This window comes from Chloroflexota bacterium, assembly GCA_020161265.1.
GTDB lineage: Bacteria > Chloroflexota > Chloroflexia > Chloroflexales > Herpetosiphonaceae > Herpetosiphon.
In genome coordinates this window covers 330,742-345,233 of record JAIUOC010000001.1, presented here as the reverse complement: position 1 = coordinate 345,233, position 14,492 = coordinate 330,742, and the positions used below count along the sequence as shown (strand labels likewise).

The 14,492-nt window shown below is 50.8% G+C and carries 9 protein-coding genes; all 9 read left to right on the top strand.

Annotation, left to right across the window (positions count from 1 at the left end; genetic code table 11):
* The first annotated feature begins 31 nt into the window (after positions 1-31).
* The 9 genes from LCH85_01275 to LCH85_01235 are packed head-to-tail and all read left to right on the top strand — an operon-like array spanning position 32 to position 14,479.
* On the top strand, positions 32-1,678 hold the full coding sequence (locus LCH85_01275) for an amino acid adenylation domain-containing protein (protein MCA0350601.1): 1,647 nt from the start codon (positions 32-34) through the stop codon (positions 1,676-1,678).
* Complete coding sequence (acnA, locus tag LCH85_01270; protein MCA0350600.1) at positions 1,678-4,365, top strand: aconitate hydratase AcnA; 2,688 nt, start codon at positions 1,678-1,680, stop codon at positions 4,363-4,365. Before LCH85_01275 ends, acnA begins: the two co-directional genes overlap by 1 nt.
* Complete coding sequence (locus LCH85_01265) at positions 4,362-5,825, top strand: DUF6025 family protein (protein MCA0350599.1); 1,464 nt, start codon at positions 4,362-4,364, stop codon at positions 5,823-5,825. Before acnA ends, LCH85_01265 begins: the two co-directional genes overlap by 4 nt.
* 39 nt (positions 5,826-5,864) lie before the next feature.
* Positions 5,865-7,157: an MFS transporter gene (locus LCH85_01260; protein ID MCA0350598.1), complete on the top strand. Its 1,293-nt coding sequence runs from the start codon at positions 5,865-5,867 to the stop codon at positions 7,155-7,157.
* Positions 7,154-8,179 carry a dipeptide epimerase gene (locus LCH85_01255; protein ID MCA0350597.1) on the top strand — a complete coding sequence of 342 codons (1,026 nt, stop codon included), beginning with the start codon at positions 7,154-7,156 and terminating at the stop codon, positions 8,177-8,179. The genes LCH85_01260 and LCH85_01255 overlap by 4 nt, the downstream gene beginning before the upstream one ends.
* Positions 8,176-9,138, top strand: coding sequence for a D-2-hydroxyacid dehydrogenase family protein (locus LCH85_01250; protein ID MCA0350596.1), 963 nt, complete (start codon positions 8,176-8,178; stop codon positions 9,136-9,138). The genes LCH85_01255 and LCH85_01250 overlap by 4 nt, the downstream gene beginning before the upstream one ends.
* 48 nt (positions 9,139-9,186) lie before the next feature.
* Positions 9,187-10,569, top strand: a complete 1,383-nt coding sequence (locus tag LCH85_01245) for an LLM class flavin-dependent oxidoreductase (protein ID MCA0350595.1) — start codon at positions 9,187-9,189, stop codon at positions 10,567-10,569.
* A complete protein-coding gene (locus tag LCH85_01240; GenBank protein MCA0350594.1) occupies positions 10,566-11,792 on the top strand; it encodes a carboxylate--amine ligase in 1,227 nt (408 codons plus the stop codon). Before LCH85_01245 ends, LCH85_01240 begins: the two co-directional genes overlap by 4 nt.
* Positions 11,789-14,479: a hypothetical protein gene (locus tag LCH85_01235; protein MCA0350593.1), complete on the top strand. Its 2,691-nt coding sequence runs from the start codon at positions 11,789-11,791 to the stop codon at positions 14,477-14,479. The genes LCH85_01240 and LCH85_01235 overlap by 4 nt, the downstream gene beginning before the upstream one ends.
* The last annotated feature ends 13 nt before the right edge of the window (positions 14,480-14,492 follow it).

Genomic DNA, 14,492 nt, shown 5'->3' with positions numbered 1-14,492 from the left:
ATATCACGCCTAACGCCTTATTGGAGAATAGATGATGATTGAGTTTAACCAAATGCTTGAAGTTGTGCATCCATTCCCAAGCGAGCCAAACCAAGCACGTGCAACTAGTCAATTACACAGCGGTTTTCTACGGAGTGTCCAGCACTATCCAGATAACATTGCTTTGACGATTGGCAATAAACAATATAGTTATGTCAATTTGTATACGATTGCCCAACGCTGGGCCTTTGCGCTCCGCCAATCAACCAAACCGCTGCGCCGCGTCGGCATTTTTGCCTATCGCAGCGAGGCTGCCTACGTTGGGGTTTTGGCAAGCTTATTGGCTGGTGCAACCTTTGTGCCACTGAACTATACCTTTCCGATTCAGCGCACCCAAGCGATGATCGAGCAATCCGAGCTTGATGCGATTATTGTTGATCACCACTCGTATGGCCAATTTTTGCAGTTGGCCGATTCGCTGCCAGCGCTACCACCGTGTGTCCTCTTGCCCGATTGTTTGCATGCCCCTACACTCGATACGACGATCTATAGCCAAGCCGAGCTTGCCGAGCTACCGACCGATCATGTGCCAGTTGCCGTGCCGCCCGAAGCAATTGCCTATCTCTTATTTACGTCAGGCAGCACAGGCAACCCCAAAGGCGTACCAATTAGTCATTCCAATGTCACGCACTTTCTCAAGGTAAATCAAGCGCGATATCAAATTACACCTGCTGATCGACTGAGCCAGACTTTTGATCAAACCTTTGATCTGGCAATCTTTGACCTTTTTATGGCCTGGAATCATGGTGCAGCGGTCTGTGTTCTCCAGCCGCTCCAATTGCTCTCACCTTTTCGTTTAATTGAAGAGCAGGAGATTACGGTTTGGTTTTCGGTGCCATCGGTCGCCGCCTTGCTGCGCAAACAAAAACTGCTCAAGCCCAACAGCTTGCCCAATTTACGCTTAAGCCTTTTTTGTGGCGAAGCCTTGCCGAAAGCTACAGCCGAGGCTTGGCAACTTGCTGCGCCCAACTCAATGATCGAAAATCTCTATGGCCCAACCGAATTAACGATTGCCTGTGCGGTTTATCGTTGGAATTCGCAGACCTCGCCTACTGAATGTTTGAATGAAGTTGTTCCGATTGGCAAGCTGTACCCCGGTTTAACTGCCTTGGTCGTTGATGCAAACGACAATCCTGTGCAACCTGGCACAGAAGGCGAATTATGCGTTGCTGGGCCACAAACCTTTCAAGGCTATTGGCACAACCCCAACCTCACGGAGCAACGGTTTCTGCGCAGCAAACAGCTTAATGGCGAAGAAATCAGCTATTACCGTACTGGTGATCGGGTTGTTCGTCGCGCCAATGGTAGCATGATCTATCTTGGGCGCAGCGATCAGCAAATTAAAGTTCATGGTTACCGGGTGGAATTAAGCGAGATCGAAGGGGCTTTATTACTTCAACCAGGCGTAGTCGCTGCGGTTGCGTTGGGCTGGCCGCTTGAAAACGGCTCGGCGAGCGGAATTGTCGCATTTGTAATTGCACCGAGCATTGCAACCAGCGATCTGCGGCAGGCAGTTCAGCCATTGCTCCCAAACTATATGCTGCCGCGCACTATCTATCAACTTGAAACCATGCCGCTGAATGCCAATGGCAAAATTGATCGCTTAGCCTTGGCTCGCCGCTTAGAAGGAACGGCCTAATGCAAGCATTGAATTCATCATTCCAACGCTCATTGGAGTGTGCAGGCCAAACCTACAGCGTTTGGTCGATTCAGGCCCTGGCAAGGAGTTATCAGCTTGAGCTTGAAACCCTGCCATTTTCGCTCCGGCTTTTGCTTGAAGCACAATTACGCGCCTTCGGACGCGGGTTGGGCGACCTCGCAGCGATCGAAGCATTGATTAACCAACTCCAGCGGCCCGACATTGCACAGCCAAAAGTCGTTATTCCCTACCTGCCAGCGCGGGTGCTATTACAAGATTTTACTGGGGTTCCGGTATTTGTCGATTTAGCGGCAATTCGCGAGGCAGTAGCTGAAGCTGGCGGAGACCCAAGCACAGTCAATCCAATTGTACCAACTGATGTCGTTGTAGACCACTCGATTATTGTTGATGTGGCTGGTGTGCCAAATGCATTCGCCATCAACACTCGCTACGAGTTTGAACGCAACCAAGAGCGCTATCAGCTATTACGGTGGGCCGAAGCGTCGTTTGAGCAGGTGCGGGTCTTTCCACCGGGTAGCGGCATTGTTCACCAAATTAATCTTGAACACCTTGCAACCGTTGTGCAAACCCAAGTAACCGCAGCTGGTGAACTCATGCTGCCGGATAGTGTTTGTGGAACTGATAGCCATACCACGATGATTAATGGTTTAGGGGTGCTTGGTTGGGGCGTAGGTGGCATCGAGGCCGAAGCAGTTATGCTTGGTTATCCACTCATGCTCACGCTGCCCAGCGTCGTTGGGGTTGAATTAACTGGCACATTACGTCCAGGTGTGACGACAACCGACTTGGTGTTAAGTCTTACCCAACGCTTACGTCAAGCGGGCGTCGTTGAACAGTTCGTCGAGTTTTGTGGCACTGGAGTTAATCAGCTTAGTATTGCCGAACGTGCCACGATTGCCAATATGGCTCCTGAATATGGGGCTACCTGCGGCTACTTCCCAGTTGATTCAGAAACGATTCGTTATCTTCAAACGACAGGCCGTTCAGCCGAACTAGTGCAACAGGTCGAAGCATATTATCAATTTCAAGGGCTGTTTCGCCAACCGAATGCTCCGTTGCCCAAGTTTGCCAAACTGATTCAGTTTGATCTTGCAACAGTTGAAGCGTGTGTCGCAGGGCCAGCTCGCCCTCAAGATCGCCGAAACCTGCGCGATGTGCCAGCTTCGGTGGTCGCCGCCGTGCAGCAAAAGCAGCAACCGATTACGGTAGTGCTTGATGATCACACGTATCGCTTAAACCATGGGGCATTGCTGCTGGCGGCAATCACTTCATGCACCAATACCTCAAATCCAGCGGTGATGTTGGCAGCGGGCGTTTTGGCGCAGCAAGCGGTTGAACGCGGGCTTCGCGTTCCTGCCTATGTCAAAACCAGCCTTTCGCCAGGTTCACGGGTTGTTGCCGCCTATCTGCAAGCGGCTGGGCTGCTACCAGCCTTGGAAACCCTCGGCTTTCAAATTGTAGGGTATGGCTGTATGACTTGTTCTGGCAGCAGTGGGCCAATTCATCCACAACTAAGCCAAGCAGTCGCTGAACAAGGGTTGATTGCCAGCGGTGTATTGAGTGGCAATCGCAATTTTGAGGGCCGAATTCATCCAGCGGTTCGCTTGAATTATCTGGCCTCACCACCCTTAGTAGTTGCCTACGCCCTAGCTGGAACCATGAATATCGATCTCGAAACTGAGCCGCTTGGCTATGATCATGATGGTCAAGCCGTCTATTTAGCGGATATTTGGCCAAGCGATCAAACGATTCAGGCGCTTTTGGCCAACCTGATTAAACCAAGCATGTTTCACAAACACTATCAACAACCTGTGATTCCAGCTGAGTGGCAAGCCATTACCATCAAAAAGACGCTTTTCTATCCATGGGCGGAGCAATCAACCTATCTTAAACGCCCACACTATATTCATGGCAACCTTGGACAAGCTCCAAACATGATTAAGCAGGCGCGGGTGTTGGCTTTGTTAGGCGATAGCATTACCACCGACCATATTTCACCTGGTGGCGCAATTGATCCTAAGGGTGAAGCTGGGTGCTATTTGCTTGAGCAGGGCGTTGCACCAGCAGATTTTAATGCCTACGGAGCACGCCGCGGCAATCATGAAGTGATGGTACGCGGCGGCTTTGCCAATGCTCGACTCAGAAACCAATTACTGGCTGGAATTGAAGGTGGGTTTAGTTTGCATCAGCCGAGTGGTCAGCAAGATACGATCTATGCTACGGCCATGCACTATGCCGCGACCCAAACTCCGTTGATTATTCTGGCAGGCAACGAATATGGCTCAGGCTCATCGCGTGATTGGGCCGCCAAAGCACCCAAATTGCTTGGTGTTCAGGCGGTATTGGCAGCAAGTTTCGAGCGGATTCATCGGGCCAATTTGGTCTGTATGGGTATTTTGCCGCTGGAATTTATGGCGGAGCAAACATGGCAAAGCCTTGGATTAACCGGAGCTGAATTCTATACGATTTATGGTCTAGATACGCTTGTAGCCGGGGGCGAATGTGTGGTTGAGACCAGTGACGCTGACGGCAATGTCAATCGATGGACAATGCGTGTTCGGATTGATAACCCAAGTGAATTGCAAACCTACTACGCTGGCGGTATTCTCCAACAGGTTGTTCAACGTTTGGCGCTGCCTCAAGCAAAGCAGGTGAATCAGCAATGACAGCACAGCAGTTTGAACCAGCAACACCACGCGCTATTTTAGCTCATTTAGGGCTATTTGATCGGCTTGAACCCACCCTTGATCGCTTTGCCAACCGCCAACAAGCGTTCGATTGGCTGCACCTTGGATTAACCGATATTCCGGTTGGACAGGTGCTGGATTTGATTCGCCATTCGCCAACCTTGCTGCCACCCCGCACGGGACATATGGGCAACTGGGAAGAAATTGGCCATGGCCGAGCCGGTATGATGGATTTTAATCAAGCGATTTGTAGCCAAGGCTATGGCTATCCATTAATTTACTGCTTTAATCAGACCGAAGATATGGCCTTAGAACGGGGGGATTGGGTTTACTTGCCTGGTTCGTTGATCGATCATGGTAAGCGGACTCTGCTACCTTTGTATACTTGGGATGGACAAGGCTTGGTTGAACGCCAGCGTGAACAACCACTCTTTACCCCATTTGTTCAAACGAGTCTTGATGGAGCGCAAATTTCGCTCAATAGCCTGCATTGGCAACGGATGCAGCAATTTCAGCAATTTGAATTTCGGCTTGAAGCCCAAAGCGTCTGGCAGCATGCCGAGCTAGCCAAAGCGATCGTTCAGCATTTACTGGAACAAGCAGCCATCCAACCCAATGCACGCCGTGCCTTTCAAGATATTTTAAGCCATCAGGTCAGTCTTGATGGCACAATGCAACGGGTTGCGATCCAACACGAAGCTCAAGGGTATCGCATGGGGGCAATGTTCTATAGCTCAGCAGCAGAACTAGCCGAGGCGAGTATGCTGCCATGGCTGGCGGTAGCCGAGCCAGCGAGCTTTTTTGCCAATATTAAGCGACTGCCAAACCAGCTGCCGCTCTGTTCGCATTTGCTCGCAGGCATTTTTTCGGCAATCTTCCATACCCACTACCCCAGCGCCACGGTTGATCGCCAAACCATGTGTCGGCCATTCAATCCACATTTTCACTGGGGTGCGCGGGATATGGCTGGCTATCCACCCTATCGCAATGGCTATATCGCCGAAAAATCAACCACGAAAAGCTATCGCACAATGTGCCAAAGCATCATTGATAGATTTGACGAGGTTGATCCGATGCTGTTGATTTTATTGCCTGCGGTGATCTTCGCACTATGCCCAACCAATCAGCATCCTCATGATGCTGAAGCGCTAGCGGCGTTGTTCGAGCAGGTGCAACAGCTTGAGCCAAATAGCGATCAGGCCAGCTATCAGCAAGCGATTAGTCAGCGGGTAGCAGTATGGCTCGATCACCAACGGAGCGCACTATCAGCCTACTGGATAAATCGATTTGCGCCGCGTCAGGGTATTTTGCACAGCCAAACACTGGTTAGCAGTCGCCCAGTTGAACCAGTTGGCTTTCGCCAATTAAGCTTTCGCCAGGCCTGTATGATCGTTGGCGCATTGATCCATTGGCTTGTGCCAAGGCCAGCATCAGCCTAGCAAATACGGGAAAGAGTCTGGAACACTATTGAGGAACGCATGCAACAGCTAAGCAAACGTTTGAGTATTCCAATTGCAGGATTATGGTTATTAGCAGCAACCTTTATCACAACCATTGGCAATGGAATGCAAACTTTTACGATTGGGCTTTTACTCTACGATCGAACTGGCTCTGCCGCAGCCTTTGGCGGGGTGATTATTCTCGAACAAGGCTTAACCTTCTTGATGCAGTTTATTGCCGGGCCATGGGTTGATCGCGGTAGCCCCAAACGCACATGTATTCAGGTTGAAATTATTCGTGGGCTATTTGTCTGTTTTGCCAGCCTGATGCTTGGTGGCGATCAAGTGGTACTTTGGATTATGTTGATGACGCTGGTGATTCGGGTGGCCCATCCGTTTTATCGGGCAGCCACCTTTGCCCTTGCCCCAGCTGCCATCCCCCGCGATTCGCTTGGGCGCTACAACGGCTATACCAATATTAGCTTGCAAGCTGGCCAATTATTGGGCGTAATTGTTGCCAGCCCGGTATTCTATTACCTTGGGCCTGCCGTTGCCTTCTTTATCAATGGGTTGACCTTTCTGTTTTCAGCACTTGCGGTTAGTTTTATCCAATTAACCAATCAAGAAATAATTACCGAAGCCAAAGCCCATGTTCAGAATGCTTGGCAACAGATCGTTGGCGGCTGGGGCGAAGTGATCGTCTTGCTGCGCCGCGAAGTCGGCTTTATTTGGCATTTGGTGCTCAATACGATTGATGCAGTCGCCGTGCACCTGTTTAATTTGATCGCCGTGCCACTGATTGCCGCCCGCTACAATGGCAGTGTCTATTGGCTCTCAGTGATCGAATGTGCTTATGCGATTGGAGCGATGATCTCTGGTGGCGTGGTAGAACCACTCTCCAAGCGCTGGGGATCGCGCACCTCAACTATAGTCGGGATTGGCGGTCAAGCACTGTGTTTTATGCTGCTTGGGTTCTTCAGCAACCAATGGCTCACCATTCTGCTGTGCTTCGGCTTAGGCGCATTCAACACGATTTCGTGGACGGTTTTGATGACCACGCTGCAATTACGGATTCGTGGAGCGATCAAAGGGCGGATTGGGATTACGCGCAATTTGCTCACGTCACTGATCACGGCGATTAGCATTCCATTGATTGCCAGTGCTACCAATAGTTCGCTCAATTGGGCTTTGCTGCTCAGTGGGGCAATTTGTCTCGGCTTTGCTGTGCTGGCGTTGGTGCTTGGCAGCCCACGATTTTTGGGCTGGCGCTTACTTGGCGAAGAACCTATCGTCGCAACCAACCCCGCTCCTTTAGCGGAAACAAGCTCATGAACTTAACAACGACAGTGATCAGCCTACGGCTTGATCAGCCGTTTGTCAGCAATAAGGGTTCGACAACTGCGGTGCAACAAGTTGTAATCGAATTAACCTGGCAGGAGTATGGTGGTTTTGGCACCGTGCTTTGCCCCAAAGAAAACAACCTCAGTGTTGAGCAAATTCTACAGCTGCTTCGGGCTTGCGAACCATTGCTGAACACTGCCACGCCATGGCAATTTGAGCTGTATCGAGGTCAATTAGCTTCGGTCGTTCGCAATCAGGCTGCGATCATGGCGGGCATCGATATGGCATGGCATGATCTTTTAGGCAAGGTGGTTGCGCAACCCATCCACGCGCTTTGGGGCTTGGCGGGATTGAGCATCCCACCAACTGCACTCTCGCTTGGCGTACAATCGGAGCATGCCTTGGTCGAACAGGCTGCAACATTGGCGGCATGGCCAATTCTTAAACTCAAACTCACAAACGCTAGCAATCTCGATAGCCTGCGCCAAATACGCGAGGTCTATGCTGGCCGGATTTGGGTTGATGGCAATGGAGCATGGGATGTTGATCAAGCGATTGCCGCAGTTCAGCAATGTCATGCCTACGGCGTTGAACTGATCGAACAGCCAATACCGGCGGGTAACCTCGACCAACTATGCACAATTCGCCAACACTCACCAATTCCCTTAGTTGCCGATGAAGATTGTCGTGGGCTTGATGATGTGTGGCGCTTACAGAGCTGTGTTGATGTGATTAATCTCAAACTCTTCAAATGTGGCGGCTTACGCCAAGCTCGCACAATGATCGACGTTGCCAAGCAACTTGGCCTAAAAGTTATGTTAGGTTGTAAAACTGAAAGCAGCCTTGGAATTAGCGCTATCGCCCAACTTGCCGGGCTAGCAGATTATCTTGATCTTGATGGGCATCTTGATTTGGTCAATGACCCCTTTCAAGGCCTTGTGATCGAGCAAGGCAGGCTGCGTTTACCGCAAACCCCAGGCTTAGGATTAACCATTCAAGGAGCGATCGCATGACAAAACTACGCTGTGCAATTCTTGATGATTATCAACACGCCGCCTTGGCGATGGCTGATTGGTCAGTGGTAGCCGAACAGGTTGATGTACAGGTTTTTTCTAACTATTTCAGCGAACAAACCGCGTTAGTCCAAGCAATCCACGATTGTGAGATTGTGGTGATTATGCGCGAACGAACACCATTTAAAGCCAATTTACTGGCCCAATTGCCAAACCTTAAGCTGTTAATCACCTCTGGCATGCGCAATGCCTCGATCGATGTGGCAGCAGCCCATGCCCAAGGAATGGTTGTTTGTGGCACGGCGAGCCGTTCCGAGCCTCCTGCCGAATTAACTTGGGCCTTGATTTTGGGATTGGCTCGCCAAATTGTGCCCGAAAATGTGGCATTACGCACGAATGGCCCATGGCAACAAAGCGTTGGAATGGATTTAGCAGGCCAGCGTTTGGGCTTATTGGGCTTAGGCAAAATTGGCAGTAACGTCGCCAAAGTTGCCCAAGCGTTTGGCATGGATGTGTTGGCATGGAGCCAAAACCTCACTGCGGAGCGCACTCAAGCATTGGGAGTTCAGCTTGCTGAATCCAAAGAGCAGCTGCTTGAAGAGAGTGATATTGTTTCGATTCACTTGGTATTGGGTGAACGGACACGCGGTTTAGTCGGTGCAGCCGAACTCCAGCGTATGCGCCGTCATGCCTACCTGATCAATACCTCTCGTGCAGCGATTGTCGATCAAGCCGCCTTGATTCAAGCTTTGGAACAGGGTTGGATTGGCGGCGCAGGCTTGGATGTATTTGAGATTGAGCCGTTGCCAGCTGAACACCCATTTCGTAGCTTGCCAAATGTCTTAGCCACACCGCACTTGGGTTATGTATCCCAACGCAACTACAAAGCCTATTTTGGCGAAGCGATTGAAGATATTCAGGCTTTTTTAGCAGGCGCACCAATTCGTCAATTAAGTTAAAGCGGCTAAAGAGTTTTAGATTGTGTGAATAATGGAGTTGATTAACCAATGAAACAGCAACGTCAAATGAAACTTGGGGCTTTTCTCCCCGCACCTGGTCACCATGTTGCCGCATGGCGACACCCCAACACCCCAGCCAATGCTGGGCTTGAAATTCAACATTATACCCAGGTGGCTCAAACCGCTGAGCGGGGCAAGTTTGATATGATTTTCCTCTCGGATGGGGTGGGCATTCGCACTCATTATAAAGATGAAGATGAATTAAGCCGTTGGGGTCGAATTGTTCAGTTTGAGCCACTGACCTTGCTTTCAGCCTTAGCCATGGTTACCCAAAACATTGGCTTGGCGGCAACCGCATCGACCACCTATAACGAGCCATTTCATATTGCGCGTAAATTTGCTTCGCTCGATTTTCTGAGCAATGGGCGGGCGGGATGGAATGTTGTAACCTCAGTGACCGATGTTGAGGCCCAAAATTTCAACCTTCAACACCAACCTGATCATGCCACTCGCTATCGGCGGGCACGCGAATTTATGGATGTGGTAACAGGGTTGTGGGATAGTTGGGAAGATGATGCTTTTATCTTCGACAAAGCCACAGGCCGCTATTTCGAACCACAAAAACTGCATATGCTGCATCATCATGGCGAATTTTTCCAGGTACGCGGGCCGCTTAATCTTGCCCGTTCACCGCAAGGCTACCCGGTTATTGTGCAAGCTGGCTCATCAGAAGATGGTCAAGATTTTGCGGCTCAATGGGCCGAAGTGATTTTTACCGCCCATCAAACCCTTGAGCAAGCCCAAACGTTTTATCGCGGCATCAAAGGCCAAATGATCAAGCATGGACGTTCGCCTGAACAAGCCAAGGTCATGCCTGGCGTGTTTGCGGTGGTTGGAAAAACGAGGGCTGAGGCCGAAGAAAAATATGCAATCTTACAAGAACTGGTTGATCCGGTGGTTGGTTTAGGGCTATTGACCGGATTGTTGGGTGATGTTGATATTTCAGGCTACCCCTTGGATGGGCCATTACCAGAATTACCTGAAACCCAAGGCAGCACTAGCCGCCAAAAACTCGTCTATGAGCAAGCCCAACGCCAAGGCCTAACGATTCGTCAATTGTATCTCTCGGTTGCAGGTGGGCGCGGCCATCGCTTTATTCTCGGAACCCCCAGCGAGATTGCCGATCAACTTGAGGATTGGTTTGTGAATGAGGCTGCTGATGGGTTTAATATCATGCCGCCAAGCCTACCTGATGGCTTAAACGACTTTGTTGATTTGGTTATTCCTGAATTACAGCGCCGTGGATTGTTTCGAACTGAATACGAAGGCACAACCTTACGTGACCATCTAGGGCTTGATCGCCCGCTCAATCGCCATCACAAGGGTACTGCTGACCATGCCACGCTGGCGATTGCCCGAGGTGCTGAATGAAGATCTTAGTGCTCAATCGTCAAAAGCCCCACTTAGCTCCTTTTGGCGATTGGCTTGGCGATTTAGTGCCGCAGGCACGCTTATTTACTGCTGCCAACCGCGTCCAAGGCTTTCAAGGGTTTGCGGCGATTCAGCCATTTGAGAACTATGAAGAAAGTGGCCTGATTGAATTTGAGGCTTTACGCTTGCATCGGCAATGCCCAATCGAGCGGATTGTCGCAACTTCAGAGGTTGATATTCTGCGTGCAGGCCGCTTACGCAGCTACCTTGGGTTGCCTGGCCAGCAAGCCGATAGCGCATTGGCTTTTCGCAATAAAATCGTGATGAAGCAACACCTGGTTAATCGCGCACAGCTGGTCAATATCCCAATTTTTCAGGCGATCAACGAGCCGTTCGATCTAATTCAATTTATCGAACAGCATGGCTACCCAGTGATCGTCAAACCAGATGATGGCAGCGGTTCGCTGGGGGCAAAAATGCTCGCAAACGAAGATGATCTAGCTCAGTTGTTGCAACAGCCGCTACCCCGTGGTTTAGAAATCGAGTGCTTTATCCAAGGTGATCAATATCATATCGATGGATTATTGGTCGATAACGAGGTCTGTTTTTGCTGGCCGTCGCAATATCTTGGCAATGGTTTATCCTTCACCAAAGGCTGGTTTACCGCTAGCCAGATGCTTCGGCCCGAACATCACTTGACCCAGCGCTTGATCGCAGCGGCCAAAGAAGTGTTGGCCTTGCTGCCAACTCCGCCCGTCACCAGCTTTCACTTGGAGTTGTTTCATACTCCTGCCGATGAGCTGTTCTTTTGCGAAATTGCCAGCCGCACCGGTGGCGGTATGATCAACGGAACGATCGAGCAGGCCTTTGGCATTAACCTAAATCAACTCTTTATCCAAGGCCAAGCTGGCATGCCGATTGATCTGAGCAAATTAAGGGCGATCACCCAACCCAAGAAGATCGTCGGTTGGGGTTTGGTTCCACCGCAAGCTGGCATTTTTCGCGGCTATCGCGCTGCAAAACCACCCCAATCATGGGTGCTCCACTTCGATTGGAGCATTCAGGCTGGCACACACTCGCAACCAGCCCAAATGAGTGTTGATCAAGTCGGCGGGTTTATTGTTGATCTGACTGATGCTCCTGACCCCGAAGAACGCTTGATTGAGGTTTGGCGCTGGGCCGAACAACAAGCACTCTGGGAGCCAGCAGGAGTAACGGTATGACCGATCAACAATACGAACACGCTGCGACAGGCTGGCAACTAACACCACGCAGTATGAATCTTCAAGGTGTTAGTTTGATCGACCCACAGGTTGGTTGGGCGGTCGGCGATGGTGGGTTAATTGTTTCGACCAACAATGGTGGCGTGTCTTGGCAACAACATCAGGTGACCGAAAAAGATTTACGGGCGGTGACCTTTATTAATCGGCTGCATGGTTGGGCAGTTGGGCGCGATGGCATTATCATTGCGACCAACGATGGTGGTGATTCATGGCTGCTGCAAGCTAGTGGTTCAGAGCATAATCTCTATGGCGTTGCCTTTGCACCTAACGCAATCCACGGCTGGGCCGTTGGCGATGATGGGATTATTCTCACAACCCAGGATGGCGGTGAGACATGGCAAACGCAATCAAGTGGCCTGCATCAGCAATTAGCCCGCTGTAGCACTGCTGATGGTATTCATGGCTGGGCCGTTGGGCATGGTGGGGTTATTCTCGTAACCAACGATGCTGGGCAGACATGGCAGCAGCAAGCGAGCCCAACCAGCAACGATCTACGCAGCGTGTTTGCGGTCAATCAGCAGGTGGCTTGGATCGTCGGGCGAGCCGGAACAGTGTTGCTGACCAACGATGCTGGCCAAACATGGAATCCCATCCATACTCCAATCACCAAAGATTTCTATGGCATCGTGGCTGATCCAAGCGGCAGCACCGCATGGATTAGCGGCGATGATGGTAGTTTCTATCAAACGCTCGATGCTGGACAGACATGGCAAGCTCAACAGAGCAAAACCAGCAAAGATCTTGTAGCCCTTGCCAGCAGTCGCGATCTCCAGTATGGTTGGGCGGTTGGCGATGATGGAATTATTATTGCCACCCAAGACCATGGCAATCACTGGCAAATTCAATTAAATGGTGCTGATCAGCAGCTCATGGCAGTGGCCTTTGATCAGCATGGTCAAACCGGCTGGGCGGTCGGCCACGCTGGTACGATTATCTATACAACTGATCGTGGCCGCAGTTGGCGAACCCAAGCCAGTGATGTAGCCCAGCCACTTTGGGCCGTCTGGAGTGATCCGACAGGGATGCTCGGTTGGGTAATTGGCTCGCATGGCACAATTCTCGCAACCACCGATGCGGGAAAAAGTTGGCAGCAACAACGTTCGCTATCCACAGCTAATTACTATGGAATGTGGTTTATTAATCAAGACGTTGGTTGGATTGTCGGCGCTGCAGGCACGATACTATCGACGCGTAATGCTGGACGTGATTGGCAGCAACAATTGATATTCGGTATTACAGACTATTATGCAATATCGTTTTCTGCCGATGGACAGTTTGGCTGGATTGTAGGAGCGCGTGGCATAATTCTCGCAACCACCGATGCAGGCGAAACATGGCAGCAGCAACCGAGCGCTAGCGCTGCTGCCTTGCTCGCGATTCAGATTGTTAATCAGCAAGAGGTTTGGATTTGCGGTAGTAATGGAACGCTACTCCAAACAATCGATGCCGGAAAAAGCTGGCAGCAGCGTGCTTGCGATCCGCAACAGACCTTTACTGATCTTGTATTGATTGATCAACGAATCTACCTTATTACCCAATCTGGCCAATGTTGGTCAAAATTGATGAATGAGCAGCATTGGCAAATCCAAACTCAGCTTAGTCGCCAATCGTTGCGCTGGATCACGCACAATTCGCACGCTGCAACCACTTGGATTGTCGGTGATGGCGGCACAGTTCTAACCAGTCCTGATCGTGGCACTACGTGGACTGCGCAAGTCAGTGCTACCGGAAAAAACCTGTATGGGATTGATTTTGTGCCCGATGGTCAGCTTGGTTGGATCGTTGGTGATGGTGGGTCGTTGTTCAGCAAACTGGCAGGCGCAACGACCCTACGTGTCCATAATAGCCCCCTAAATAAAAACCTCTATGCAATTCATAGCCTGCGCGATGGAACAAAGGCATGGGCAGTTGGGCGCGAGGGCAGCATTATCCATACGCCGGATGCTGGACAAAGCTGGATTGTTCAACCAAATCCGTGGAACTCTGATCTTTTGGCTGTCTATTTTGCTGATGCGCAGCGTGGTTGGGCCGTTGGCGATCATGGCATCATCGTGCATACCAACGATGGCGGCGCTTCGTGGCAACAGGCAGCATTCGCTACTAACCAGATTTTATGGGGGCTAGATTTTGCTGATGCGCAGCGTGGTTGGGCCGTTGGCGATCATGGCATCATCGTGCATACCAACGATGGCGGCGCTTCGTGGCAAATCCAAGCCAGTGGCAGCGACAAAAACTTCGCGGCCATTCATTGTCTGCCAGCATCGACCCACAGCTGGATTGTGGGTGATCGCGGAACGATTTTGTACAGCCGCGATGCTGGAGCCTCATGGCAACGCCAGCCGACACCAACCCAAAAACACCTAGCGGCTGTCCATTTTTTGCCTGATGGTCAAACGGGTTGGGCCGTCGGTCGGAGCGACACAATTCTTGTTACTCGTGATGCGGGCAATACGTGGCACCAGCAAAGCACTGATACCGGCATGAGCCTCTGGGGAGTGCATGGATTATCGCCCAGCCATTATTGGGTAATAGGCGATGAAGGAACGATTTGCGCGACCAATGATGCTGGATTAAGCTGGCAGTTTCAATCGCGTGGATTCGGAAAACACTATCCCCAACCAAGCTAGCTTGACGCAGCTT